This is a genomic window from Paracoccus sp. (in: a-proteobacteria), assembly GCF_046289755.1.
Taxonomy (GTDB): domain Bacteria; phylum Pseudomonadota; class Alphaproteobacteria; order Rhodobacterales; family Rhodobacteraceae; genus Paracoccus.
Genome location: NZ_JBKBVD010000009.1, coordinates 34555 through 58726 on the forward strand (window position 1 = coordinate 34555; position 24172 = coordinate 58726).

24 protein-coding genes are annotated in these 24172 nt (G+C 67.3%); 4 read left to right on the forward strand and 20 right to left on the reverse strand.

What is annotated here, in order from left to right:
• Position 1: 1 nt before the first annotated feature.
• The 7 genes from ACK41U_RS05070 to paaN all read right to left on the reverse strand — a co-directional run bounded on the left by ACK41U_RS05070 (position 2) and on the right by paaN (position 8115).
• Positions 2 to 1969, reverse strand: coding sequence for an FAD-dependent oxidoreductase (locus ACK41U_RS05070; RefSeq protein WP_409676895.1), 1968 nt, complete (start codon positions 1967 to 1969; stop codon positions 2 to 4).
• 1 nt (position 1970) lies between these two features.
• A complete protein-coding gene (locus ACK41U_RS05075) occupies positions 1971 to 2672 on the reverse strand; it encodes an ABC transporter ATP-binding protein (RefSeq protein ID WP_409676897.1) in 702 nt (233 codons plus the stop codon).
• On the reverse strand, positions 2659 to 3441 hold the full coding sequence (locus tag ACK41U_RS05080) for an ABC transporter ATP-binding protein (RefSeq protein WP_409676899.1): 783 nt from the start codon (positions 3439 to 3441) through the stop codon (positions 2659 to 2661). The genes ACK41U_RS05075 and ACK41U_RS05080 overlap by 14 nt, the downstream gene beginning before the upstream one ends.
• A complete protein-coding gene (locus tag ACK41U_RS05085) occupies positions 3438 to 4394 on the reverse strand; it encodes a branched-chain amino acid ABC transporter permease (protein WP_409676988.1) in 957 nt (318 codons plus the stop codon). Before ACK41U_RS05085 ends, ACK41U_RS05080 begins: the two co-directional genes overlap by 4 nt.
• 2 nt (positions 4395 to 4396) lie before the next feature.
• Positions 4397 to 5269: a branched-chain amino acid ABC transporter permease gene (locus ACK41U_RS05090; RefSeq protein WP_409676901.1), complete on the reverse strand. Its 873-nt coding sequence runs from the start codon at positions 5267 to 5269 to the stop codon at positions 4397 to 4399.
• Positions 5270 to 5332: 63 nt separating this feature from the next.
• A complete protein-coding gene (locus tag ACK41U_RS05095; RefSeq protein ID WP_409676903.1) occupies positions 5333 to 6469 on the reverse strand; it encodes an ABC transporter substrate-binding protein in 1137 nt (378 codons plus the stop codon).
• Between the two features lie 26 nt (positions 6470 to 6495).
• Positions 6496 to 8115, reverse strand: coding sequence for a phenylacetic acid degradation protein PaaN (paaN, locus tag ACK41U_RS05100; protein WP_409676905.1), 1620 nt, complete (start codon positions 8113 to 8115; stop codon positions 6496 to 6498).
• Between the two features lie 159 nt (positions 8116 to 8274).
• Between paaN and paaG the strand changes: the two genes are divergently transcribed.
• The 4 genes from paaG (at position 8275) to ACK41U_RS05120 (ending at position 11550) form a co-directional block, all read left to right on the forward strand.
• Positions 8275 to 9063, forward strand: coding sequence for a 2-(1,2-epoxy-1,2-dihydrophenyl)acetyl-CoA isomerase PaaG (gene paaG / locus ACK41U_RS05105; RefSeq protein ID WP_409676907.1), 789 nt, complete (start codon positions 8275 to 8277; stop codon positions 9061 to 9063).
• Position 9064: 1 nt separating this feature from the next.
• Positions 9065 to 9487: a hydroxyphenylacetyl-CoA thioesterase PaaI gene (gene paaI / locus ACK41U_RS05110; RefSeq protein WP_409676909.1), complete on the forward strand. Its 423-nt coding sequence runs from the start codon at positions 9065 to 9067 to the stop codon at positions 9485 to 9487.
• Positions 9488 to 9530: 43 nt separating this feature from the next.
• Entirely contained in the window at positions 9531 to 10832 is a 1302-nt protein-coding gene (gene paaK, locus ACK41U_RS05115) for a phenylacetate--CoA ligase PaaK (protein ID WP_409676990.1), read from the forward strand.
• 118 nt (positions 10833 to 10950) lie between these two features.
• On the forward strand, positions 10951 to 11550 hold the full coding sequence (locus tag ACK41U_RS05120) for a TetR/AcrR family transcriptional regulator (RefSeq protein ID WP_409676911.1): 600 nt from the start codon (positions 10951 to 10953) through the stop codon (positions 11548 to 11550).
• Here ACK41U_RS05120 and ACK41U_RS05125 read toward each other — a convergent pair.
• The 13 genes from ACK41U_RS05125 to ACK41U_RS05185 all read right to left on the reverse strand — a co-directional run bounded on the left by ACK41U_RS05125 (position 11534) and on the right by ACK41U_RS05185 (position 24064).
• Positions 11534 to 12163, reverse strand: a complete 630-nt coding sequence (locus ACK41U_RS05125) for a transferase hexapeptide repeat family protein (protein ID WP_409676913.1) — start codon at positions 12161 to 12163, stop codon at positions 11534 to 11536. The genes ACK41U_RS05120 and ACK41U_RS05125 overlap by 17 nt on opposite strands.
• Positions 12160 to 14226, reverse strand: a complete 2067-nt coding sequence (paaZ, locus tag ACK41U_RS05130) for a phenylacetic acid degradation bifunctional protein PaaZ (protein WP_409676915.1) — start codon at positions 14224 to 14226, stop codon at positions 12160 to 12162. Before paaZ ends, ACK41U_RS05125 begins: the two co-directional genes overlap by 4 nt.
• The gene (locus tag ACK41U_RS05135) at positions 14223 to 14993 is read right to left on the reverse strand and encodes a Phenylacetic acid catabolic protein (RefSeq protein ID WP_409676917.1); all 771 of its coding nucleotides are present in this window, start codon (positions 14991 to 14993) and stop codon (positions 14223 to 14225) included. The genes paaZ and ACK41U_RS05135 overlap by 4 nt, the downstream gene beginning before the upstream one ends.
• Positions 14983 to 16059 carry a 1,2-phenylacetyl-CoA epoxidase subunit PaaE gene (gene paaE, locus ACK41U_RS05140; RefSeq protein ID WP_409676919.1) on the reverse strand — a complete coding sequence of 359 codons (1077 nt, stop codon included), beginning with the start codon at positions 16057 to 16059 and terminating at the stop codon, positions 14983 to 14985. Before paaE ends, ACK41U_RS05135 begins: the two co-directional genes overlap by 11 nt.
• Positions 16060 to 16079: 20 nt before the next feature.
• The gene (paaD, locus tag ACK41U_RS05145) at positions 16080 to 16598 is read right to left on the reverse strand and encodes a 1,2-phenylacetyl-CoA epoxidase subunit PaaD (protein WP_409676920.1); all 519 of its coding nucleotides are present in this window, start codon (positions 16596 to 16598) and stop codon (positions 16080 to 16082) included.
• A 4-nt stretch (positions 16599 to 16602) separates the two neighbouring features.
• A complete protein-coding gene (gene paaC, locus ACK41U_RS05150) occupies positions 16603 to 17460 on the reverse strand; it encodes a 1,2-phenylacetyl-CoA epoxidase subunit PaaC (protein WP_409676922.1) in 858 nt (285 codons plus the stop codon).
• Positions 17460 to 17744: a 1,2-phenylacetyl-CoA epoxidase subunit PaaB gene (paaB, locus tag ACK41U_RS05155; RefSeq protein WP_409676923.1), complete on the reverse strand. Its 285-nt coding sequence runs from the start codon at positions 17742 to 17744 to the stop codon at positions 17460 to 17462. Before paaB ends, paaC begins: the two co-directional genes overlap by 1 nt.
• A gap of 64 nt (positions 17745 to 17808) precedes the next feature.
• Complete coding sequence (gene paaA / locus ACK41U_RS05160) at positions 17809 to 18795, reverse strand: 1,2-phenylacetyl-CoA epoxidase subunit PaaA (RefSeq protein ID WP_409676925.1); 987 nt, start codon at positions 18793 to 18795, stop codon at positions 17809 to 17811.
• A gap of 14 nt (positions 18796 to 18809) precedes the next feature.
• Positions 18810 to 20015, reverse strand: coding sequence for a 3-oxoadipyl-CoA thiolase (gene pcaF / locus ACK41U_RS05165; protein ID WP_409676927.1), 1206 nt, complete (start codon positions 20013 to 20015; stop codon positions 18810 to 18812).
• Positions 20016 to 20116: 101 nt separating this feature from the next.
• Positions 20117 to 21010, reverse strand: a complete 894-nt coding sequence (locus ACK41U_RS05170) for a PaaX family transcriptional regulator C-terminal domain-containing protein (protein WP_409676929.1) — start codon at positions 21008 to 21010, stop codon at positions 20117 to 20119.
• Positions 21011 to 21134: 124 nt separating this feature from the next.
• Positions 21135 to 22253 (reverse strand): alpha/beta hydrolase family esterase, encoded by a 1119-nt coding sequence (locus tag ACK41U_RS05175; RefSeq protein WP_409676931.1) that lies wholly within the window; start codon positions 22251 to 22253, stop codon positions 21135 to 21137.
• Positions 22250 to 22684 carry a CopG family transcriptional regulator gene (locus tag ACK41U_RS05180; protein WP_409676932.1) on the reverse strand — a complete coding sequence of 145 codons (435 nt, stop codon included), beginning with the start codon at positions 22682 to 22684 and terminating at the stop codon, positions 22250 to 22252. Before ACK41U_RS05180 ends, ACK41U_RS05175 begins: the two co-directional genes overlap by 4 nt.
• A gap of 141 nt (positions 22685 to 22825) precedes the next feature.
• Positions 22826 to 24064 (reverse strand): glycosyltransferase family 4 protein, encoded by a 1239-nt coding sequence (locus ACK41U_RS05185; RefSeq protein WP_409676934.1) that lies wholly within the window; start codon positions 24062 to 24064, stop codon positions 22826 to 22828.
• Between the last annotated feature and the right edge of the window lie 108 nt (positions 24065 to 24172).

Consider the following 24172-nt stretch of genomic DNA (forward strand, 5'->3'; position numbering starts at 1 on the left):
GTCAGTCGCGCAGGCCCGCCTCGAACATCGGGCCGCCCCGCCAGCGGGGATAGCCATAGCCGTGGATCTTGACCAGATCGACATCGGCAGCAGAGGCGGCGATCCCCTCATTCAGGATGCGGCGGCCCTCATCGGCCATTGCGGCCACCATCCGTGCGGCGATCCGGCCCGCCCCAAGCCCCGGATCGGGCGCCAGATGCGGGTCCAGCAGCGCCGCCACCGCGTCTGATGCGCGGGGTGTCCGCTGGCCCGGCGCATAATCATACCAGCCGCCGCCGGTCTTTTGCCCCTTGCGCCCGGCGCGCACCAGCAGATCCGCCAGCGTCTCGGGCTCATTCCGGCCCGCCGCCCGCGCGCCTTCGCGCTGCTGAAACGCGATGTCCAGCCCGCCCAGATCCTGCGCCTCGAACGGACCCATCGCCAGCCCGTGCCCGCGCATCGCCGCGTCGATGGCCGCAATCGGCACGCCCTCGCGCAGCAGCGCCTCGGCCTCGGCGCGGGTGCGTTTCAGGATGCGGTTGCCGATAAATCCCTCGCAGATGCCCGATTGCACCGGGATCTTGCCCAGAACGCGCGCCAGATGAAAGCCGGTGGCCAGCACCTCGGGCGCGGTGTCGGGGGTGGGCACGATCTCCAGCAGGCGCATGACATTGGCGGGGCTGAAGAAATGCAGCCCGATAAAGCGGTCCGGGCGCGGCAGCCCTGCCGCGATCAGGCGCGGGTCCAGATACGAGGTGTTCGTCGCCAGCACCGCATCGGCGCGCGCATGGCGGGTCAGCGCGTCAAAGACCGCGCGTTTGGTGGCGATGTCCTCGAACACGGCCTCGATCACCAGATCGGCGTCGGACAAGGCGGCGAAATCGGTCGAGGCTGTCAGCGCATCCATGCGCGCATCGCACGCGGCTTGCGACAGCCGCCCGCGTGTCACGGCGCCCTGATGGATCGCGCGCAGGTTCGCCACGCCGCGCGCCAGTGCCTGCGCATCACGTTCGATCAGCGTGACGGACAGGCCCGCATCCTGACAGGCGGCGGCGATGCCCGCACCCATTGTGCCGCCGCCGATCACGCCCACGCGCGTCACCGGCAGCGGGTCGGTCCCCTTCAGCCGCGCCGGGCGGTGGGCCGAGCGTTCGGCAAAGAACACATGCCGCAGCGCCGCCGCCTGATCCGATCCGCGCAGATCGAGGAAGGTCTGCCGTTCAAAGGCCATGGCCTCGGCAAAGGGCGCTTCGGTCGCGCGGCGCAGACAGGCCAGCGCGCGCAGGGGCGCTTCGGCGCCGCGCGCCGATTTGCGGGTGCGGGCCTCGGCTTCGGCCCAGAACTCCGGCGCGGGCGGTGCAACCGGACGCTGCGAGACGGGCGGCGGCAGCGGGCGGGTCTGCGGGCTTGCGTGCGCGGCGCGGGTGAACGCCACTGCCCCGTCCCGCAGATCGCCCGCGACGACCGTGTCGACCAGCCCGCGTTCCCGCGCAGCAGCGGCTTTCAGCGGCTTGCCGGTGGTGACCATCGCGACCGCCGTTTCGATCCCCGCAAGGCGCGGCGTACGGACCGTGCCCGACGCGCCCGGCACAACGCCCAGACCCACCTCGGGCAGCCCGACCGAGGCGCTGTCCAGCGCCACGCGAAAGCGACAGCCCATCGCGATCTCGAACCCGCCACCCAGGGCGCTGCCATGGATCGCGGCGGTCCAGGGCTTGGCGGCCGCCTCGATCCGGTCCACCAGATCGGGCAGATGCGGGGGCTGCGGCGGATGCCCGAACTCGGTCACGTCGGCGCCCGCGATGAAGGTGCGGTCCGCGCAGATCAGAACCACGGCGGCGACCGACGGATCGGCGTCCAACGTGGCCACCGCGTCCCACAATTCCTGTCGCAGGGCGCGCGACAGGGCGTTCACGGGCGGGTTGTTGATGGTCAGGATGGCGATGTCGCCGTCGCGGTCGATGCGGGTCAGGGTGGTTTCGGGTGCCATGTCAGATCCCCAGATAGGCTTCGCGGATGCGCGGATCGGCGATCAGCGCGTCCGCCGGGCCGTCAATGATGATGCGGCCCGTTTCCATCACATAGCCCCGGTCCGCGATTTTCAGCGCCCCAAAGGCGTTCTGCTCGACCAGCAGCACGGTCACGTCCAGAGCCTTGAGGCTGCGCACCACATCGAAGATCTGCGCCACAATGATCGGCGCCAGACCCATCGAGGGTTCGTCCAGCAGCAGGCAGGACGGGCGGCCCATCAGCGCGCGGGCCATGGCCAGCATCTGCTGCTGCCCCCCCGACAACCCGCCCGCCGAGAGGTTTCGCTTGTCGCGCAGGATCGGGAACATCGCAAAGGCGTCCTGCATGTCGCGGTCCACGCGGTCGTCGGCGAAGCCGTAGGCGCCAAGGCGCAGGTTCTCCTCGACCGACAGGTTGGTGAAGATCTGCCGCCCCTCGGGTGATTGGGTCAGGCCACGCGCCGGGCGCTTCCATGCGGGCAGCGTGGTGATCGCCTCGCCCCGGAACGTGACCGCGCCGCCCGAGACCGGCTGCACCCCCGACAGGCAGCGCAGCAGCGTCGTCTTGCCCGCGCCGTTCGCACCCACGACGGTCACGATCTCGCCGCTGGCGACATGCAGGTCGATGCCGTGCAGAACCTCGATGCGGCCATAGCGCGACCGCAGCCCCTCAACCGTCAGCATGGGATGCTCCTTCGGTGCCCAGATAGGCGGCGATCACCGCCGGGTCGCGGCTGACCGTGGCCGGATCGCCCTCGGCGATCTTTTCGCCATGGTCCAGCACCACGATGTGGTTCGAGATGCGCATCACCAGCTTCATGTCATGCTCGACCAGCAGGATCGCCACGCCCGAGGCGGCGACCTCGGCGATCAGGTGGTCGATTTCCTCGGTCTCGACCGCGTTGCAGCCGGCGGCGGGTTCGTCCAGCAGCAGCACCTTGGGGTCCAGCGCCAGCGCGCGCGCAATCTCCAGCCGTTTCAGCGCGCCATAGGACAGGTTGCCCGCCTCGCGTTCGGCGGCGCGTTCCAGACCCACGCGGGCCAGCAGGGCACGCGCGCCGTCCCGTGCCGCGCGCGCGCGGCGGCGCGAGGCGGGCAGCGCCAGCAGATCGGCCAGCACCGAGCCGCTTTCGCGCAGGTGATAGCCTGCGATGGCGTTTTCCAGCACGGTCATCGACTGGAAGATCTGCAGGTTCTGGAAGGTCCGTGACAGGCCCTGACGCGCCAGCAGATGCGGCGCCGTGCCGGTCACGTCGCGCCCGTTCAGCATCACCCGCCCCATATCGGGCTGGTAGACGCCTGAAATCATGTTGAACAGCGTGGTCTTGCCCGCGCCATTGGGACCGATGACCGACAGGATTTCGCCGGGCCGGACGGCAAAGCTGACATCGTTGACGGCGCGCAGGCCGCCGAACCCGATGCCCAGACCTTCGATGGACAAAAGCGCGCTCATTCGTCTTTCCCCCTGAATTTTCTGAGGATCGAGGGCAGCAGCCCCTCGCGCAGGAAGATCATCACCAGGATCATCACCAGACCCAGAACCAGCTGTTCGTACTCGGCAAAGACCGTCAGGACCTGCGGCAGCAGCGTCAGGATCGCGGCGCCCAGGATCGCGCCCAGAACCGAGCCGACGCCGCCCAGAACGGCCATCGTCACCATCTCGATCGAGTGCATGAAGCCTGCGACATCGGGCGTGACGAACCGGTTCTGCAAGGCCAGCAGCGAGCCCGAGACCGAGGCATAGACGGCCGAAATGACGAACGCCCGCAGCTTGAGTTGCGCCACGTCGATGCCGACGGTCCGCGCCGCGACCTCGGACCCGTGCAGGGCGCGCAGGGCGCGGCCCGTGGGGCTGTTGTGCAGGTTCAGCGCGATCCATGCGCCGATCAGCATGCAAAGCCCGCTGAAGAAATACCAGAACTGGCCGTTCGACAGGGACAGACCCAGATCGCCCAGCAGCCCGCGCAGGCCCAGATCGGGGACTTCGATCCCGTCAGGCCCGCCGGTCAGCGCGCGCTCATTTGTCAGCACCATCGTGACCAGAATGCCCAGACCCAGTGTCGCCACGCCCAGATAGTAGCCGTGCAGCCGCAGGATCGGGCGGCCCACCAGATAGGCCAGCGCGCCCGACACGACCGCGCCCAGCACCGCGGCCAGGGCCGGATGCAGGCCCAGATGCACGGGCGCCAGCGCGCAGGCATAGGCGCCGATGCCCGCGAAACCGGCATGACCCAGACTGACCTGTCCCGCATAGCCGGTCAGGATCACGATGCCCGTGACCGCGATGGCGTTGACAAAGATCAGCGCGCCGATGCGGTAATAGAAGTTGGACGGAAACAGCAGCGGCGACAGCGCGATCAGCGCCAGCAGCACGATCAGCGTCGCGGATTTCGCGGTTAACTTCATGGTCACACCCGATCCGTGGATTTGCGCCCGAACAGGCCCTGCGGCATGAAGAACAGCACCGCCAGAATGACGACAAAGGCCGCCGCGTCCTTGTAGGTCGAGGAGAGGTATCCCGCCGTCAGCGCCTCGATCAGCCCGATGGAGAAACCGCCGACCAGCGCGCCCCTGGGGTTGCCCATGCCGCCCAGCATCGCGCCCGCAAAGCCCTTCAGCGCAAAGGCGATGCCGACGTTATAGGCGGTCAGCGTGATCGGCGTGGCCAGCACCCCGGCCAGCGCGCCGATGCCCGCCGACAGCGCGAAGGACAGCGTCATCACGAAATTGGTGTTGATGCCGACCAGTTGCGCGGCCAGCCGGTTGTTCGACGTGGCCAGCACCGCGCGGCCCAGCAGGGTGCGCGTGAAGAACAGCCACAGCGCGATGAACACCGCCACCGCGCCGCCGATCACCCACAGGCTTTGCGGCAGGATCGTGGCGCCGCCGACCCGGAGCGGCGCATCGCCCGAGAATGCCGGAAAGCTGTGGATCTGTTTGCCAAAGACGATCTGCGCCGCCCCTTGGATAAAGATCGAGGCGCCGATGGTGATGATGATCAGCGACACGACCGGCGCGCCGCGCGCAGGCTCGATCGCCAGCTTGTTCATCGCCACGCCCAGACCCGCCGTCAGCACGATGGCCGAGATGGCGGCCAGCGGCAGCGGCAGGCCCGCCGCATGGGCGGCGAAGGTGATCATCCCGCCCAGCATGACAAACTCGCCCTGGGCAAAATTCACCACATCGGATGCGTTGTAGATGATCGTGAAGCCAAGCGCGACAAGGGCATAGACCGCACCAACGGTCACCCCTGAAAACAGGAATTGCAGCAGTTCCGACATTTCGACCTCGGGCTGGATGCGGCAGGGGTGGCCCCGGCGATGAACCGGGGCCGGGGCTGTCGTTTACTGGACCAGCGCCCAGGCACCGTTCCGGATTTCCAGCATGCGGAAGGCGCTGAGATCCAGACCAAGGTGATCGCTCTCCGAGAAGGTATAGGTGCCGGTGGTGCCGGTCAGACCGTCCGTGGCCTCGATCGCGTCGCGGATCGCCTGCGGTTCGCTGGACCCGGCGCGGGTCATGGCGTCCGTCAGGATCAGGAACGCGTCATGCGCATAGCCCCCGAAGGTGCTGACCGGAGTGCCGGTCGCATCCTCGAACGCGGTCTTGTAGGTCAGCGCGACCTGTTTCTGCGCGTCATCATCGGGCAGGATGTCGGCCACCAGCAGCGCGGTGCCCGGCAGGCGCACGCCCTCGGCGGCATCCGCGCCCGCAAGGTCGATGAACCCGTTCGAGGCCACGCCATGCGACTGATAGAACGGAATATCCAGACCCAGCTGGGCATAGTTGCGCGTCACAATCGACGGCCCCTGTCCGAAACCGGGGTTGATCAGCGCCTCAACGCCCTCGGTGTTGCGGATCTTGGTCAGCTGCGCGGTCATGTCGGCATCGGTGGGGTTATAGTTCTCGTCCGCCACCAGCGTCAGGCCGTAATCGCCGATCACCTGCTTGCACTGCGCATGCATCGAGGCGCCGAACCCGTCCGTCCCTGAGATCATGGCGACATTGGTGAAGCCGCGCGACTGGATATCCTCGAAGATCTTTTCGCAGGCCATGCGGTCGGTATGGGGTGTCTTGAAGGTGAAGGGGCGCACCGGGTCGATGATCTCGATGGCACCGGCCAGCGAGATAAAGGGGATCCCGGCATCCTCGGCCACGGACATGATCGACATGGTGGCGCCGGTGGTGGTGCCGCCGATGATCGCCACAACCTCGTCATCCTCGATCAGGCGGGTGGCGAAGGTGCGCGCCTTGTTCGGATCGCCGCCGTCGTCGTAGTGGATCAGGGTGATCTCCTCGCCGTTGATGCCGCCTGCGGCGTTCAGGTCTTCAACCAGCATCTCAAGCGTCCTGACCTGCGGATCGCCCAGAAAGGCGGCCGGGCCGGTGGCGGAAATGCTGGCGCCGATGCGGATCTCGGCCATGGCGGGGGTCATAAGGCCAAGGGCCATCAAGGTGGCAAGCGCGGTGGTGGTCTTCATCTGGGTCTCCTCCCAAAGACGGTGGTTCAGGCGATCTGCCGCCGCCACATCGCGCGGTGAAAGCGCGGGGCGACAAAGGCGGTGTCGGTCAGGCAGGCATTGCCCGCCGGGTTCGCGCCGGTGACGTGAAAGTCGCTGAAGGCGGCGGACTGGTTGACATAGATGTTGCCGGTCAGGTTGACCGACAGGTTCACCCCGGCCTGTGCGAAGGCGCGGATGGCGCGGGTGATCCGGTCCTCGTCGGTGTCATACAGCGCCGCCGTGATCGCGCCCTTGTCGCGCGAGGTGGCGGTGGCGCGGGCCAGTGCGGCATCTGCATCCGCGCAGGTCAGCACGAATGCCACGGGGCCGAAGCATTCGGCCTGCGCTGCGGGGTGATCGGCATCGGTTGCGATCAGCAGCGGCGTGCCGTCGCGGATCACCCGGCCTGCCTGCCGGGCAGCGGCCAGCCGCCCGGTCGTGGCCGGGTTGGCGATGGCGCCGGTGATGCCCGCCGCGCGGGCGGGATCGGCCAGCAGCCGGTCCAGCGCAGCGACCAGCCCCTGCGCCACTTCGTCGGGTGTCTTGTGACCCTGATCGGTGTCGATGCCCCCCTGCGGCACATGGATATTCTGCGGCGAGGTGCACATCTGCCCGGAATACAGCGCCAGCGAAAACGCGAGATTGTCGCACATGCCCGCAAAATCAGGGGCGCCCAGAATGGTGACGGTGTTGACCCCGGCCTCTTCGGTGAACAGGCGCGCCTGACGCGCATTGTCGCGCAGCCATCCGGAAAAACCTGACCCGCCGGTATAGTCGATGATCCGCACCGCCGGGTCGCAGGCCAGCTGCCGGGTGACCGGCGCGTCGGGCGTATCAACCGCCAGCAGGATCGCGTCGGCGGGCAGCCCGGCCTCGGCAAAGACCGCGCGCAGGGTCCGCGCGGTCAGGGCCAGCGGCAGGATCGCGCGGGGATGCGGCTTGACGATGACCGGATTGCCGGTGGCGAGGCTGGCAAACAGGCCCGGATAGCCGTTCCAGGTCGGAAAGGTATTGCAGCCGATGGTCAGCGCCACGCCCGCAGGCACCAGCGTCCAGTGTTTTTCCAGCCGAAGCGGCGCGGCCCGGCCCTGCGGTTTCTCCCAGATCGCATCGGTGGGAAAGCGCGTCATCTCGTCATAAGCCACCGCCACGGCCTCCAGCGCGCGGTCCTGCGCGTGCGGGCCGCCCGCCTGAAAGGCCATCGCAAACGCCTGCCCGGTCGTGTGCTGGGTGGCATGGGCCAGCAGAAAGGACTGGCGGTTCAGCCGCGTCAACGCCTCGATCAGCGCGCCGGTGCGGGCCTCGGGTGAGGCATCCGCCAGCGCCGGTCTCGCCGCCACCGAAGCTGCAATCAATGTGGCGGGCGTGGCCGAGGGATAGGTGATCCCCAGCGCGCCGCCGAATGGCGAGGTTTCACCGCCGAGGCGCCCTGATTCGGGGTGGCCCGGCAGGTCGAAGGGATGGCCCTTCAGCGCCTCGAACGCCGCCTCGCCTGCGGCGCGGGTGCCCTCGCCATAGAGTTTTTCGCTGGGGATTTCCGGGAACGGTGCCCAATAGCCGCGCGAGACCAGCGCGGCCCGCGCATCCTCCAGCAAGGCCCTATGGCGGTCGAAATATCCGGTCATGCTTTCCTCCTGTCGCGACCGTTTCCGGCCCCTCCCGACATGCTGAATATCATTGACCGACCGGTCGGTCTATGCAACAAGTTTTTTAGAGGGACCGGTCATCTTTTCGGATATTGCGCAAATGCGCCCGTCTGAGGCCCGGTTTGAGGAGGGAATCACATGACCGACACCGTTCTGGCGGATCTTGGCGATGGCGTGCTGACGCTGGTGCTGAACCGGCCCGACAGGCTGAACTCGTTCAACGAGGCGATGCATATGGCCCTGCGCGCGGGCATTCAGCGCGCCCATGATGACGCGCAGGTGCGCGCGGTGCTGCTGACGGGCGCGGGGCGTGGCTTTTCGGCGGGGCAGGATCTGGGCGATCGTGATCCGCGCAAGGGCGGGCCTGCCCCCGATCTGGGCCAGACTTTGGAAACATTTTACAATCCGACGCTGCGCCTGATCCGCTCGCTGGAAAAGCCGGTGGTCTGTGCGGTGAACGGCGTGGCGGCGGGCGCGGGCGCGAATATCGCGCTGGCCTGCGACATCGTGCTGGCCGCGCAATCGGCGCGCTTCATTCAGGCCTTCGCGAAGATCGGGCTGGTGCCCGACGCGGGCGGCAGCTGGTCGCTGACCCGTATTCTGGGCGAGCCGCGCGCCAAGGCGCTGGCGCTGACCGCCGCGCCCCTGTCCGCGCAGCAGGCCGCCGACTGGGGGCTGATCTGGAAGGCGGTCGATGACGCGGCGCTGATGGATGAGGCCAGCGCACTGGCCCGGTCGCTGGCCGCGGGACCCACGCGCGGCCTTGGCCTGACCAAGCGGCTGATGCAGGCGGCCGCGACCAACAGCCTTGACGAACAGCTTGATCTGGAACGCGATGCACAGCGCGAGGCCGGGCGCAGCCGCGACTATGCCGAGGGCGTGACGGCGTTTCTTGAAAAACGTCCGGCGGCGTTCCGGGGGGAATGACATGAGCGATACCGAACTGGCGCAGGCCTGCGCCAATGCCATGTGGGCCGAGGATCTGGCCTCGCAGCGTCTTGGCATGGTGCTGGACCGTGTGGCCCCCGGCGAGGCGACGATCAGCATGGAGATCACCTCTGCGATGGTGAACGGCCACGGCACCGCGCATGGCGGCTATATCTTTGCGCTGGCCGACAGCGCCTTTGCCTTTGCCTGCAATACGGTCGATCAGCGGTCGGTGGGCCAGCAGGCCTCGATCACCTATCTGGCCCCGGCCTTTGCGGGCGACCGGCTGACCGCCACCGCGACCCAGCGCGCGCGCCAGACGCGCAGCGGCCTCTATGACGTGACCGTCACCAACCAGACCGGCGCCCATATCGCTGAATTCCGCGGGCATTCCCGCACCGTCAAGGGCCGGTTGCTGGGCTGAGCGCCCCACCGCCGCCATCCCGAGGGAGGACAACTTGGAACACATGACCCCGCCGAAAGAGAGCCTCGACCCGATCGAGATCGCCTCGCGCGATGAGATCGAGGCGCTGCAGTTTCACCGCATGAAGCGGTCGCTGAAGCATTGCTATGAGAATTCGGGCTTTTACCGCCAGCGCTTTGACGCGCATGGCGTCCACCCCGAGGATCTGCGCAGTCTGGCCGACATCGCGAAGTTCCCCTTTACGGTAAAGCAGGATCTGCGCGACACCTATCCCTTCGGCATGTTCGCCGTGCCGCAGCAGAAACTGGTGCGCATCCACGGATCGTCGGGCACCACGGGCAAGCCGACCGTCGTGGGTTACACCGCCGCCGATATCGACAACTGGGCGAACCTGATCGCGCGCTCGATCCGCGCGGCGGGCGGGCGGCCCGGCGATATGCTGCACAACGCCTATGGCTATGGCCTGTTCACCGGCGGGCTGGGCGCGCATTACGGGGCCGAGCGGCTGGGCTGCACCGTCGTGCCCATCTCGGGCGGGATGACCGAGCGGCAGGTGACCCTGATCGACGATTTCAAGCCGCGCATCATCATGGTGACGCCCAGCTATATGCTGTCGATTCTGGACGAGTTCCGCCGTCAGGGCCTTGATCCGCGCGAAAGCTCGCTGCAGGTCGGCATTTTCGGGGCCGAACCATGGACCAATGCCATGCGCGAGGAAATCGAACAGGCATTCAACATGCAGGCCGTCGACATCTATGGTCTGTCCGAGGTGATGGGTCCGGGCGTTGCGCAGGAATGCGTGGAAACCAAGGACGGGCTGCATATCTGGGAGGATCACTTCTACCCCGAGATCATCGACCCGGTCACGGGCGAGGTGCTGCCCGACGGCCAGATGGGCGAGCTGGTCTTTACCACGCTGACCAAGGAAGGCCTGCCGATGGTGCGCTATCGCACCCGCGACCTGACCCGGCTGCTGCCCGGCACGGCGCGGTCGATGCGGCGGATCGAAAAGATCACCGGGCGCTGCGACGACATGATCATCCTGCGCGGCGTTAACGTCTTTCCGACCCAGATCGAAGAGCAGATCCTGAAATGTCAGGGCCTTGCGCCGCATTTCCAGATCGAACTGGCCCGCGCGGGGCGGATGGACAATATGACCGTCCATGTCGAATGCACCGCCGATATGGCCACCGACGATGCCCGCGCCCGGTCTGCCAAAGAACTGGCGCATCACATCAAAAGCGTGGTCGGCGTCTCGACCCGGATCGAGGTCCGCGACCCGAACGCGATTGCCCGTTCCGAAGGCAAGGCCAGGCGGGTTCTGGACAATCGCCCCAAAGACTAGGCCCTGCGGCTGAACCCGGCGGGTGACAGCGCCGGGCGCAGCCGCTAATCCCGAAGGGGGCGGCACTGCCCCCTTTTTCGTTTCGACCCGAATTTATCCTGACGACAGGAACCTGACGATGGCCCGCACACGCGCACAAGATTTCGAAGAGAAACAACGCGTCATTCTGGATACCGCCGCCGAGGTCTTTGCCGAACAGGGCATGGAGAAAGCCTCGATGGCGCAGGTCGCGGCCCGCGCGCAGGTCTCGAAGGCGCTGCTGTATCACTATTATCCCAGCAAGGACGCGCTGATCTTTGCGATCATCACCACGCATCTGGAAGAGCTGGACGCCGCGATCGAGACCGCCGACGATCCCGGCCTTGTTCCCGATCAGCGGCTGCGGCGGCTGGTCGGTGCGGTGCTGGAAAGCTATCGCGGCGCCGACAATCAGCACAAGGTTCAGCTGAACGCCACCGCCGCCCTGTCGGACGACCAGAAGGCCGCGATCACCGCGCTGGAGCGCGCTATCGTGCGGCGGTTCTCGGTGGTGCTGGATCAGATCAATCCGGGGCTGAACACGCGCGAAAGGCCGCTGCTGATGCCGGTCACCATGTCTTTGTTCGGCATGATGAACTGGGTCTATATGTGGTTCAAGGATGGCGGCCGCATCTCGCGCGAGGATTACGCCGACGTGGCCACGACCCTGATCCTCGAGGGCATCAAGTCGGTGCGCTGACCGGGATGCTGTCGCCCGCGCGGTCCAGTATCAGCGGGTCATAATCCGGCGCCTGCGCCCTCTTGCGGCCCGGCTCAGCCGCGTCCAGCGGCGTCGTCGGTGCCAGCCGATAGCGCGCCTCCAGCGCCAGCCGCTGATAGATCGCGGTGCCGCGCCGCTTCCAGTCGATCTCGGCCCCGGTCAACATCCGCACGACCCGCGCGGGTGATCCCACCGCCAATGCGCCTGCCGGGATCTGCGCGCCTGCCTTGACGAAGGCCATGGCGGCGACGATGGCGTTTTCGCCGATCTCGGCCTCATCCATCACCACGGCGTTCATGCCGACCATCGCATTGCGCCCGATGTGGCAGCCATGCAGCACCGCGCCATGCCCGATATGGCCGCCCTCGCCCACCATCACATCCTTGCCGGGAAAGGAATGCACCACACAGGTTTCCTGCACATTGCAGCCCTGTTCCAGCACGATCCGCCCGAAATCGCCGCGCAGCACGGCGCCGGGGCCGACATAGACCGCTGGCCCCACGATCACGTCACCGATCACCGTCGCATCCGGGTGCACAAAGGCGGCCGGGTCGATTACCGGGCGGATGCCGTCCCATGACCAGATGCTCATTCAGCGGCCTCGGCCTTTGCCGTGCCCCAGGTCTTGGCGACCATGGTCAGCAAGTCATATTGCGCCGCAACCGTGCCGTCCTGTTTCGTGACCTGACAATCCCACCGCACCTCGCCATGATCGGCATTGGCGCGGGGGTTGATCTCTTTGCAGGTCAGGCGGACCTGCAGCGTGTCGCCGAAATAGACCGGGGTCAGAAAGCGCATGTTGTCGACGCCGTAATTGGCCAGAACCGGGCCGGGCGCGGGCTCCACGAACAGGCCCGCCGCAAAGCTGGCGATCAGATAGCCATGCGCCACCCGGTCGTCAAAGAACGGGTTGGCCTGCGCCGCCGCGCTGTCCATATGCGCATAGAACGTGTCGCCGGTGAACTGCGCGAAATGTTCGACATCCTCTTGCGTGACCTGCCGCGCGGCGGTGACCAACTGATCCCCGATCCGCAGCTCTGCCAGCGATTTACGGAACGGATGCGTGCCGGTCTGCACAGGCGCCCCCTCGATCCAGCGGCCTGTGACCGCCGACAGCAGGCCCGGCGTGCCCTGAACGGCGGTGCGCTGCATGAAATGCTTCACGCCCCGCATGCCGCCCATTTCCTCGCCGCCGCCCGCCCGGCCCGGTCCGCCATGGATCAGCCCGGCAAGGGGCGAGCCGTGCCCGGTCGAGGTCCTGGCCGAGGCCCGGTTGCCGATCAGCACCCGCCCGTGGAACGGCGCCAGCCCCAGCACCATCTGCTGCGCCACGCCCGGATCGTTGGTAAAGACCGATGACACCAGTGACCCCTTGCCCAATGCCGCCAGCGCCACGGCCTCATCCGGGTCGTCATAGGGCATCAGCGTGGCGACCGGACCGAAAGCCTCGACATCATGGATGGCTGCCGCGTCAAACGGACGATCCGCCAGCAGCAGCACCGGATCAAGATAGGCGCCCGCCTCAAAGCCCGCAGGCGCGGAGGCGGGATCGCCCGCCACGATCTGCGCCACCGCCTGCAATTCGCGGATGCGGTCGCGCACCTCGTCGCGCTGATCAAAGCTGGCCAGCGGCCCCATGCGGGTCGCCTCATCGCCCGGCAGGCCGGGGGTTGCCTTGGACAACCGCGCGCGCAGCGCCTGAACCAGCGCGTCCAGATGCGCGCGCGGCGCCATGGCACGTCGGATCGCGGTGCATTTCTGCCCTGCCTTTGCGGTCATCTCGCGCGCGACCTCGCGCACGAACAGATCGAACTCGGGCGTCCCCGGCCCGGCATCGGGACCAAGGATCGAGGCGTTCAGGCTGTCGGCCTCCATCGTGAACCGGGTCGAGTTCCCGACGATCGCCGGATGCGCGCGCAGCTTGCGCCCCGTCCGGGCCGAGCCGGTAAAGGTCACCACGTCCTGCCCGGTCACATGATCCAGCAGATCGCCCACCGAACCGCAGATCAGCTGCAGCGCGCCCTCGGGCAGAAGGCCTGTTTCGTGGATGCGGCGCACCACCAGTTCGGTCAGATAGGCCGTCTGCGAGGCAGGTTTGACGATGCAGGGCACGCCCGCCAACAGCGTCGGCGCGATCTTTTCCAGCATCCCCCAGACCGGGAAGTTATAGGCGTTGATATGCACCGCCACGCCCTGCAACGGCGTCAGGATATGCTGGGCCGAAAAGCTGTGGTCGCGCGACAGGGGCTCGACATCGCCTTCGGTCAGCACGCTTGTATTGGGCAGTTCGCGCCGCGCCTTGGAGGCATAGGTCAGCATGGTGCCGATGCCGCCTTCGATATCGACCCAGCCATCGGCGCGGGTCGCGCCGGTGCGGAAACTTTCGAGGTAGAATTCCTCTTTCCGCTCCATCAGCGCCAGACCAAGCGCTTTCAGCATCGCGGCACGGTCATGGAACGACATGGCGCGCAGGCGTGGCCCGCCGGTGCGGCGCCCGTAATCCAGCGCCGCCGCCATGTCGATGCCGGTCGCGTCGATATGGGCGACCAGCGCGCCCGTGGCGGCATCCAGCAGCGGCTGGCCGTCGCGCTCGCCGGGCATCCAGCGCCCGCAGATCAGGCTTTCAAGGCGGCGTGGGGTATGGGGTGCGGTCATCTGTCCTGTCTCACTTCTGTCAGGCCGCAGGCGGCCAGCCGGTCGGCGGCCAGCGCCTGCCATTCGTCGCGCAGCGCCTCGTTCGGGCGGTGGCGCAGACCGAAACGGGCCAGCACCTCGAACCGGGGCGATCCGGCCACGCCGAACCCCGCCGCCACGCGCGGCATCCAATAGGCGACGCTGTCGCGCGCCTGCTCGGGATCGGTCGCGGCGAGGCGGGTCAGCCCCTCAAGACCCAGTTCCGCGTGGCGCGCCTCGCGCGGGGCGATCTGGCGAAAGACCTCGGCCAAGGGGCCATAGGAGATCCGCGTCAGCTCGGCCATCTGCACGCCGGTGGCCAGACCCTGCAGCACGTTCATCACCACGGCATCGGTCCAGCCGGTCAGCGGATAGTGAAACACCGACAGCCGCATGTCGCCCGACTGCCGGACCTGACCCAGATCGGCCTCGCGGGGGACCCGCGCGGCCCAGTCATACTGGCGCTGATAGCGGTCGGTCGCGGTGCCGAAATCGCCCATCACGGCCAGAACGCGCCCCGCGTGATCGGCCTTTTCCAGCGTGATCCGGCAGGCGGCAATCCGTTCGGTGATGCCCGGCGCCCAGTTGATCGCGCCCGCAAACCCGGCCGAGGCCGCCAGTTCGCTGTCCACGAAGGACCCCATCAGCCGCAGCAATTCGCCGCGATAGCGCGCGGGCACATTGCCGGGCGCGGTCATCACGCCGCCCTGCGCCAGATAGTCCTCGACCGCCATCGTGTCACTCGTCATAGCTGATCACCACCTTTTCGCTGACCGGAAATGCCTGACAGGACAGGACATATCCCGCGCGGACCTCGTAATCCTCCAGCGCGTGATTGACGGCCATCTCGACCTCGCCCTCCAGCACCTTGCAGCGGCAGGTCGAACAGACGCCGGCCTTGCAGGAATAGGGCGCGTCCAGACTGGCGGCGATGGCGGCCTCAAGGATCGACTGACCCTGACGCGGCATGGAGAAGTTGCGCGTGGCCCCGTCCAGCGTGACGGTCGCCTGCGTGCCCGCGCCCGGCGCCACCGCCTGAACCGAGACGGCCCGTGCCCGCGCCCGCCCCGGCTGGCCGCTGGCGAACAGCTCGAACCTGATCTGCGCCTCGTCCAGCCCGTGATCGCGCAGGGCGGCGGCGATGGTCAGCATCATCGGCTCCGGGCCGCAGATATAGGCCAGATCGACCGAGGCCGGGTCGATCCATGCGCGGAACAGATGCGCCATCTTGTCCGCGTCGATACGGCCCGTGAACAGGTCGATCTCTTGCCCCTCCTGCTCCAGCACATGGATCACCGACAGGCGGCCCAGATAGAGGTTCTTCAGATCCTCAAGGTCCTCGCGGAACATGATCGAGGCGATCTGGCGGTTGGCATAGACCAGCGTAAAGCGCGACTGCGGTTCGCCCGCCAGCACGGTCTTGATGATCGACAGCAGCGGCGTGATGCCCGATCCGCCCGCAAATCCCAGATAATGCCGGGCGGCACCGGCATCCAGCGGCGTGAAAAAGCGGCCCATCGGCGGCATGGCCTCGATCTCGTCGCCGGGGGCGAGGTTCTCGTTGGCCCATGTCGAAAAGGCGCCGCCATCGACGCGCTTGATGCCCACGCGCAGCACGCCCTCGTCGCGGCCCGCGCAGATGGAGTAACTGCGGCGCAACTCCTCGCCGTCAAAGTCGCGGCGGAATGTCAGGTACTGGCCCTGGGTGAAATCGAATAGGGCGCGGTCCTCGGGGCGGGGCGCCAGCGTCACGACGACGGCGTCGCGCGTCTCGCGTCGCACCTCGGTGACTTTCAGGGAATGAAAACGTGCCATTCGGGGTGTCCTCTGCATCCTCAGATGCATTTGAAATAATCAAAGGGTTCCAGGCAGTCGGTGCAGCGCCAGCTGGCCTTGCAGGGGGTCGAGCCGAACTGGCTGACCTTGTCGGTGGCGCCCGATCCACAGCGCGGGCATTCGATCCGCAGGTTCGATGTGTCCGCCAGCCTTGCGATGCGTCCCGCCAGCCGCCCGTCCGCCGCCGTGCCATCCACGGGGGGCGCGATGCCATAGGCACGCAGCTTGTCGCGGCCCTCGGGCGTGATCCAGTCGCTGGTCCAGGGCGGCGACAGCTGGCGTTTCAGCTCCAGCTTGTCGATGCCATGGCCCCGCAAAGCGGTCTGGATGTCCAGATTGATGATCCCCGTTGCCGGGCAGCCCGAATAGGTGGGCGTCACCGTCACGACCAGCGTATCGCCCGCCCATGCAACATCGCGGATGATGCCCAGATCGGTCAGCGAAATGACCGGGATTTCCGGGTCGGGCACCTGCGACAGCCAGTCCCAGACCTGCGCAATATCGGGGGCAGCCTGCATCGGCTTACCAGCGGGCGCCGGGATAGGCGCGCTGCAGGAACTGCATCTGCGCAAGCAGGTGGCCCAGATGTTCGCTGTGCACGCCGCGCTTGCCGCCGCCCATGCCGGTGACGCCCTGCTGCCAGACCTCGCCCGGATGGGTCAGCCTCGCCTCGTCCAGCACCTGCGCCACGGTCCGGTCCCAGCCCGCGCGCAGCGACGAGGGCAGCGGCATCACGCCCGCCTGTGCCAGCGCCCTGTCATGGGCGTCGTCGGCAAACATCTCGCCGGTAAAGGGCCACAGCGCATCCAGCGCCGCCTGCATCCGGTCATGGCTTTGTGCCGTGCCGTCGCCAAGCCGGACCACCAGATCGGCCGAGCGTTCCAGATGATAGGCGGCCTCTTTCCACGCCTTGGCAGCAATGTCCGCGATGCGGGCGTCGGGCGACTGACGCGCCGCCGCCAGCAGGTCCAGATGGAACACATCGAACAGGAACTGCCGCATCAGGGTATGGCCGAAATCATGGTTCGGACGCTCGACCAGCAGCAGGTTGCGGAATGCGCCCGCGTCGCGCAGATAGGCAAGCTTGTCGGCGCTGCGGCCACGGCCCTCGACCTCGCCCGCATATTCCAGCCACAGCTGGCACTGGCCGATCAGGTCCAGCGCCTGATTGGCCAGCGCGATATCCTCTTCCAGCGCGGGGGCGTGGCCGCACCATTCCGACAGGCGCTGCCCCAGGATCAGGGCGTTGTCGCCGGTCCGCAGCAGCCATTCGACCAGCGCATCTTGCGTGGCAGCCTGCGGCGCGGGGCCGCCCTGCCCGGCCTGCGCGGCGGCCAGTTTTTCGACCTCGGGGGTCATCACATCGGGAAGCGACGGCATCACATATGCCCCACGTCTTCGGGGATGTCGAAGAAGGTCGGGTGGCGATAGACCTTGGCGTTCGCCGGATCGAACAGCGGCCCCTTGTCGGACGGGCTGGAGGCGGTGATCGCGTTCGACGGCACCACCCAGATCGAGACGCCCTCATTGCGGCGCGTATAGACATCGCGGGCGTTGCAGATCGCCATTTCGGCGTCGGGCGCATGCAGGCTGCCGACATGGCGATGGTTCAGGCCGTGCTGGCCGCGGATGAAAACTTCCCAAAGGGGCCATTCGCTGGACATGGGTTCCTCCCTCAAATCTGGCAAAGGGCGGGCGCGCGGCCCGCCGCATGATCGTGTCGCGGGGTCATTCGGCGGCGACGGGTCGCGCGCGGGCCTTGTCGGCATGGGCCATCAGCCCGTCGCGGAACCATGCGCCGTCCTCCCATGCCTTGACGCGGGCGCCCAGCCGTTCGGCATTGCAGGGGCCGTTGCCGGAAATGACGGCGAAGAATTCGGACCAGTCGGGCTCGCTGAAATCATAGCCGCCCTTGTCCTCGTTCCATGTCAGGTCCGGGTCGGGCACGGTCAGGCCCAGATATTCGGCCTGCGGAACGGTCTGGTCGACGAATTTCTGGCGCAGCTCGTCATTGGTGTTCATCTTGATCTTCCATGCCATCGACTGCACGGAATGGACCGAATCCTTGTCGGACGGGCCGAACATCATCAGCGACGGGTACCAGAACCGGTTCAGCGCATCCTGCGCCATCGCCTTTTGCTCGGGCGTGCCCGCGCACATCTTCATCATGATGTCATAACCCTGCCGCTGGTGGAACGACTCCTCCTTGCAGATGCGGATCATCGCGCGGGCATAGGGGCCATAGCTGGTGCGCTGCAGCGGCACCTGATTCATGATCGCCGCGCCATCGACCAGCCAGCCCACCGCGCCCATATCGGCCCATGTCAGGGTCGGATAGTTGAAGATGGACGAATATTTCATGCGGCCCGAATGCAGCGCCTCAAGCAATTCGTCGCGGCTGACGCCCAGGGTCTCGGCGGCGGAATACAGGTACAGGCCATGCCCCGCCTCGTCCTGCACCTTGGCCAGCAGGATCGCCTTGCGCTCCAGCGTGGGGGCGCGGGTGATCCAGTTGCCCTCGGGCAGCTGACCCACGATTTCGGAATGCGCATGCTGGCCGATCTGGCGGATCAGGGTCTTGCGATAGCCCTCGGGCATCCATTCCTTGGGCTCGATCTTTTCGTTCCGGTCGATGCGGTCCTGAAATGCGATTTCTTCGGGCGACATCTGATCGCGCGATGTGGTGCCTTCCGAGGTGACAAGCTGTGCATACATGGCGTGCGTTCCTTTCAGACCCGTTCGATGATGATGGCGATGCCCTGCCCCACGCCGATGCACATGGTGCACAGTGCATAGCGGCCACCGCTGCGGTGCAGCTGATACATGGCGGTCGTGACCAGCCGCGCCCCCGACATGCCCAGAGGGTGTCCCAGCGCGATGGCGCCGCCATTGGGGTTCACATGCGCCGCGTCGTCGGGCAGCCCCAGATCGCGCAGGGTGGCCAGTGCCTGCGCAGCAAAGGCCTCGTTCAGTTCGATCACGTCCATCTGGTCGAGGGTCAGGCCCGCGCGGTCCAGCACCTTGCGGGCGGCGGGGGCCGGGCCGATGCCCATGATGCGCGGCGCAACCCCGGCGGCAGCCATGGCGACGATGCGCGCACGCGGCGTCAGCCCCTGCGCGGTGGCCCCGCGTTCCGACAGGATCGCCAGCGCGGCGGCCCCGTCATTGACGCCCGAGGCATTGCCCGCCGTCACCGACAGATCCGGCCCGTTCACACCCCTGAGCCGCGCCAGCTGGTCGGCGGTGGTGCCGGGGCGCGGATGTTCATCGACGCTGACGACCAGCGGGTCGCCCTTTTTCTGCGGCACATGGACCGGCACGATTTCGTCCGCGAAACGCCCGGCCTCTTGTGCTGCTGCCCACCGCGCCTGAGACCGGGCGGCAAAGGCATCCTGATCGGCGCGGCTGATGCCGTAGTCGGCGGCGACGTTGTCGGCGGTCTGCGGCATGCTGTCGACACCGAACTGCGCCTTCATCGCGGGGTTCACAAAGCGCCAGCCGATGGTGGTGTCGAACACTGCATTGGCGCGCGAAAAGGCGGCCTCGGCCTTGGGCATCACAAAGGGTGCGCGGCTCATGCTTTCGACGCCGCCAGCCAGCACGAAATCGCAGTCCCCTGCCCGGATCGCGCGTGCCGCCATCCCCACCGCGTCCATCCCCGAACCGCACAGCCGGTTCACCGTCGTGCCCGGCACGCTGACCGGCATCCCCGCCAGCAAAGCCGCCATGCGGCCCACATTGCGGTTGTCCTCGCCCGCCTGATTGGCGCAGCCATAGATGAGATCATCGACCGCCGACCAATCCACGCCGGGATTGCGATCCCTCAGCGCCCTGAGCGGCAGCGCCGCCAGATCATCCGCCCTGACCTGAGCCAAGGCGCCGCCATAGCGCCCGATCGGCGTGCGCACTGCGTCGCAGATGAAAGCGTCCTGCATGTCCGAACTCTCCCGGTTCTCTCCCCTCGGGTTGGTGATGCACTGCATTCACCGACCGCACGGTCAGGGATACCACCAAAAGCATTACATCGCAAAGCAAATTATCTTAAATGATGTAATGTTTCTTCGGGCATGGGCGACCGAACCGGATCGTCTTGTTGCAACATATTGATCCTGCTTGCGCTTTGCGGCGTATCGGCGGGCAGTTCGCCGCTGTTATCGCGCAGGCTTGCGATGCCCTGCCCGGCTGCGGGCGTCAGCCGCAGATAGAGATCGCGGAACAGGTCGCGCGCGCGGGTCCCCGACCAGCCCTGCGGCAGCAGCGCCTCGGGCAACAGCGGGTCGCGCAGCACGGCGGCGCGATAGGCATGGACCAGAAGCAGGCGCAGCGTCAGCGCCTCGGGCCCCGGCAGGGTGCCACCCTGCCCCACCGCATCCGCCACCGGCTGAAAAGAGCCCAGCACCGCGTCATAGCGCGCCCGCAGCGCCTCCAGATCCCAGAAGGCGGCAATGCCCGGCATCGCATCGGGGCTGTCGTCGGGCACGCGCATGACCAGCCGGGCGCCCTTGGGGCGGGTGCCCCAGTCGGGCGCCAGCCAGCACCCGCCGCCCGCCGGTGCCATGTGAAAGCGTCGGCGTATCTCATCGGGAACCTCGTCGAGGGCCAGAAGCAGCCACCCCTGCGGGCGCAGTCCGGGCTGGTACAGCCGCGCGGTCGCCTGCGCGAATTCGGACCGTGCGGCGGGTGCCAGCCGGTAAAAGCTGCGCCGCCCCTGCCGTTCGCCCTGCAGCCGCCCCGCCGAGACCAGCCGGGACACCGCGGTCCGGACCTGATTTTCGCTGATGCCGATCCGGGCGCAGATCTCGATCAGGCTGCCCATCCACAGAACTTCGCCCCGTGGCACGACGACATCGCCATAGACGGTGACGATAAAGCCGGGCGCCGTCACATCCAGCGCGGCGGCAAGTTTGGTCGTACAGGGCCGGTTCGGCATGGTGACATCCGCAAAGGGCAAAGGATCAGACGCTGTTGTCGCCCATCCCCGGCCCCGGGACAACCGCCGGGGCGACTGGCCCCGTGCCGGGGACGGGGCAGAGGGGTCAGCGGGGTCAGAGGGGTCAGTTCAGAAAGAACGCCATCATCGCCTGCGTGGCCGAAGGGCCGGGCGCGGTGTGGCTGCCCTCTGCCGCCCCGCCCGACCATGCGTGGCCCAGCCCGTCGATGCGCCATTCCTGTACCCGCAGCGCGCCTGCAGTGTCGCGATAGCGCGAAATGCGCACGGCGCGTTCTTCGATCCGGGAATCCGCCCGGCGCTGGACCAGCCCGGTCTGGCGGCGCAGCGCCTGCCGGACCACCGCATCGGCATTGCGCGGCGACACGGTCGTGTCGGTCGATCCGTGCAGCACGAACAACCGGCATCCGACCCCCGCAGCGCTGTCAGAGCCGCCTTGCGACATTGCCTGGAATGCCCCCGACATATCGCCCGCGGCCCCGTTGGGAAGGCCCGAGTGACAGGCGACCGCCCCGAAATCATCGGCAAAGACCGATCCCAGCGTGACCGCCATCGCGCCGCCCGCCGACAGCCCGGCGGCAAATCGCAAATCGGGCGGCACCGCAAATTCATGGGCGACGGTGCGGGTCAGATCGGTCAGAAACGCCGCCTCGCCGCTGTCGCGGGCGCCGTGGCGCGTCTCGAACCAGTTCCAGCAGCGGTTCATGTTCGACCGTGCACCCTGCGCCGGGGCGACGACAATGACGCGGTTCTGCTCGGCCGCCTCGAAGATGCCGGTGCCGCGCGCGAAGTCGTCAGGGTCTTGCGTACAGCCATGCAGCAGCAGCAGCAGCCCCGCCGGGGCCTGCCCCTCCGCCAGAGATGCGGGCACGTAAAGGCGCAGATCACGGGTCTCGCCCGCAGCCTGATGCGTGCGCGAGGTCCAGCTGGCACCCTCGGGCAGGGATTGCGGCGCCGCCGTGGTGCCCCCGGCCAGACCGCCCTTGCGCAACGCGTCCATCAGGCCCGCGGCCAGCCCTGTGCCCTTCGTGGCGGGCATCGCTGCCCCGTCGGGCAGTCCGCCGGTGGGCAAGCTGGCGGTGGGCAAGCTGGCGGTGGGCAGGCTGGCAGTGGGCAGGCTGGCGCCGCCCAGATTGGCCTGAATGGCCTGCGTCGCCTCGGACAGTTGCCCGGCGCGCATGAGGCGGGTGATCTCGGCCATGTTCAGCGGCTTTTGGGTGGTCATCGGTGTGATCCTTGTTGTTTTTTGTGGCGGCATGCGTCCAGAGCGGTCTTGACCGCCGCATCGGCCTGAATGGTGCCCAGAACTTCGATCGAACGAATGCTGGCGGTAATCAGATCCGCAGAAATGTCGCGGGCAAAGCGGGCCAGCCCGATGACACGCAGGTCCAGCATCTGATTCGTGGCCCGCAGGCCCTCCAGCTCGGCGCGGGTGACATCGCGCAGGCCCATGACGAAATCGTCGCGGATGATGGTCGGCGCCACCAGCGTGTCATGCCGGTCCAGCTGCGCGCGGATCGCCGTGCGAATCAGATCGCTGCGGCTGGCGTAAAAGCCTTCGCGCACCAGCAGGTCAATCCGGCCCAGATCGACGAAGCCAAGGTTGATGGTGATCTTTTCGGTGTCGGCACTGCGGGCCGGGGATGGTGATGCCATGTCTTTCGCCTCCTGATACCATCCATATGGATGCTGTCAGGATGGATTTCCACTTGATGTAAAGCAATCGCGCGCATGTTTAGCCCCACCGCACGGTCACTGTCCGTGCGGTGGGGCTTTGCGTGGCAGAGATATGTGGTGTCAGGTCCGGGGGCAGGCCCGGAACAGCGCGGCCAGACGGGCGGCCTCGGTGGTGATGTCATGGCGCGCCAGGGCGCGGTCGCGGGCAGCAAGGCCCATCGTGGTCAGGTTCTGGCGCGGGGTGGCGGCGGCGGTCTCCAGCGCGCGGGCCAGCGCCTCGGCACTGCCCGCAGGCACCAGCCACCCGGTCCGGCCGTCGATCATCAGTTCCGGGATCCCCGCGATATAGGTGGCGATGCAGGGACGCGCGGCGGCCATCGCCTCCATCAGCGCGACCGGCAGTCCCTCGGCAAAGCTGGGCATCACCATCACATGCGCGCGGGCCAGCGCCTTGCGCACCTGCGCCTCATCCATCCAACCGGGCAGCGAGACCCTGTCGGACAGCCCAAGCCGCACGATCGCCGCCCGCAGCGCAGGCGCCAGCGGCCCGTCGCCCACCAGCGTCAGATGCGCCGCACATTGCGCCTGCGCCAGTGCCTCCAGCAGCAACATCTGGCCCTTCTGCTCGGCAAAGCGACCGATGCAGACCAGACGCAGGGGCGCATCGGCGTCGGGTCCGGGCGGCAGGGGGCGCGGGTCTGAAAACATCTGCGGATCAATTCCGCAATGGACGACCTGCAACCGCTGCCACGCCTCGAACGGCGCCCAACGCGACAGCTGACTGCGTCCGAAATCACTGACCGCAACGACAAAGCGGGCCTCGGCGATCTTGTCGTGCAGGACCAGATTGCCGGGCGCGTCGAATTCTTCGGGGCCATGGACCGTCATGCTGTAGCCCGGCCCCCCCAGCAGGCGGGCATAGCGCACGACATCCGCCGAATTGGTGCCGAAATGGGCGTGCAGATGCGTCACACCCAGCTGGCGGCAGCGGCGCGCCATCAGCGCGGCCTCGGCCAGATAGATCACCTGTCGCAGCGGACCGCGGCCGGGGCCACCCCGGCGGCCCGCACGCAACGCCGTCAGCAGCGCCCGTGGACGGCGCAGCACCGCGCCTGCCAGCGCCCCGGCCAGCGCGAATGCGCCATGATCGAGGATATATTCGGTCTGCGCCTGCTCGGCCCGGTCCTCGGTCGAGGTGACGGGCTGCGGGTCGCGGCGCATGGCAAACCGGGTGATGGGAAGGCCCGCCGATTCGAGCGCGATGATCTCGCGCCGGATGAAGGTTTGCGAGGGCCGGGGATAGGTGTTGATCACATATCCGACATGACACACGGCGTCGGGCGCCGAATCCGATGTCATCTGCGTGATCCCAGGCGGGTTCCGGTACCAAAACATGACACTGGGGCGGTTTTCTGCATATTTTCCATCGCGATGTCGTTCTTGTTTTCCATTAGCATAAGAACATGC

What these genes read in the sequence shown, in the direction of transcription:
- ACK41U_RS05070 (WP_409676895.1), bottom strand. Translation starts at nt 1,969, where the DNA reads ATGGCACCCGAAACCACCCTGACCCGCATCGACCGCGACGGCGACATC.
- ACK41U_RS05075 (WP_409676897.1), bottom strand. Translation starts at nt 2,672, where the DNA reads ATGCTGACGGTTGAGGGGCTGCGGTCGCGCTATGGCCGCATCGAGGTT.
- ACK41U_RS05080 (WP_409676899.1), bottom strand. Translation starts at nt 3,441, where the DNA reads ATGAGCGCGCTTTTGTCCATCGAAGGTCTGGGCATCGGGTTCGGCGGC.
- ACK41U_RS05085 (WP_409676988.1), bottom strand. Translation starts at nt 4,394, where the DNA reads ATGAAGTTAACCGCGAAATCCGCGACGCTGATCGTGCTGCTGGCGCTG.
- ACK41U_RS05090 (WP_409676901.1), bottom strand. Translation starts at nt 5,269, where the DNA reads ATGTCGGAACTGCTGCAATTCCTGTTTTCAGGGGTGACCGTTGGTGCG.
- ACK41U_RS05095 (WP_409676903.1), bottom strand. Translation starts at nt 6,469, where the DNA reads ATGAAGACCACCACCGCGCTTGCCACCTTGATGGCCCTTGGCCTTATG.
- paaN (WP_409676905.1), bottom strand. Translation starts at nt 8,115, where the DNA reads ATGACCGGATATTTCGACCGCCATAGGGCCTTGCTGGAGGATGCGCGG.
- paaG (WP_409676907.1), top strand. Translation starts at nt 8,275, where the DNA reads ATGACCGACACCGTTCTGGCGGATCTTGGCGATGGCGTGCTGACGCTG.
- paaI (WP_409676909.1), top strand. Translation starts at nt 9,065, where the DNA reads ATGAGCGATACCGAACTGGCGCAGGCCTGCGCCAATGCCATGTGGGCC.
- paaK (WP_409676990.1), top strand. Translation starts at nt 9,531, where the DNA reads ATGACCCCGCCGAAAGAGAGCCTCGACCCGATCGAGATCGCCTCGCGC.
- ACK41U_RS05120 (WP_409676911.1), top strand. Translation starts at nt 10,951, where the DNA reads ATGGCCCGCACACGCGCACAAGATTTCGAAGAGAAACAACGCGTCATT.
- ACK41U_RS05125 (WP_409676913.1), bottom strand. Translation starts at nt 12,163, where the DNA reads ATGAGCATCTGGTCATGGGACGGCATCCGCCCGGTAATCGACCCGGCC.
- paaZ (WP_409676915.1), bottom strand. Translation starts at nt 14,226, where the DNA reads ATGACCGCACCCCATACCCCACGCCGCCTTGAAAGCCTGATCTGCGGG.
- ACK41U_RS05135 (WP_409676917.1), bottom strand. Translation starts at nt 14,993, where the DNA reads ATGACGAGTGACACGATGGCGGTCGAGGACTATCTGGCGCAGGGCGGC.
- paaE (WP_409676919.1), bottom strand. Translation starts at nt 16,059, where the DNA reads ATGGCACGTTTTCATTCCCTGAAAGTCACCGAGGTGCGACGCGAGACG.
- paaD (WP_409676920.1), bottom strand. Translation starts at nt 16,598, where the DNA reads ATGCAGGCTGCCCCCGATATTGCGCAGGTCTGGGACTGGCTGTCGCAG.
- paaC (WP_409676922.1), bottom strand. Translation starts at nt 17,460, where the DNA reads ATGCCGTCGCTTCCCGATGTGATGACCCCCGAGGTCGAAAAACTGGCC.
- paaB (WP_409676923.1), bottom strand. Translation starts at nt 17,744, where the DNA reads ATGTCCAGCGAATGGCCCCTTTGGGAAGTTTTCATCCGCGGCCAGCAC.
- paaA (WP_409676925.1), bottom strand. Translation starts at nt 18,795, where the DNA reads ATGTATGCACAGCTTGTCACCTCGGAAGGCACCACATCGCGCGATCAG.
- pcaF (WP_409676927.1), bottom strand. Translation starts at nt 20,015, where the DNA reads ATGCAGGACGCTTTCATCTGCGACGCAGTGCGCACGCCGATCGGGCGC.
- ACK41U_RS05170 (WP_409676929.1), bottom strand. Translation starts at nt 21,010, where the DNA reads ATGCCGAACCGGCCCTGTACGACCAAACTTGCCGCCGCGCTGGATGTG.
- ACK41U_RS05175 (WP_409676931.1), bottom strand. Translation starts at nt 22,253, where the DNA reads ATGACCACCCAAAAGCCGCTGAACATGGCCGAGATCACCCGCCTCATG.
- ACK41U_RS05180 (WP_409676932.1), bottom strand. Translation starts at nt 22,684, where the DNA reads ATGGCATCACCATCCCCGGCCCGCAGTGCCGACACCGAAAAGATCACC.
- ACK41U_RS05185 (WP_409676934.1), bottom strand. Translation starts at nt 24,064, where the DNA reads ATGACATCGGATTCGGCGCCCGACGCCGTGTGTCATGTCGGATATGTG.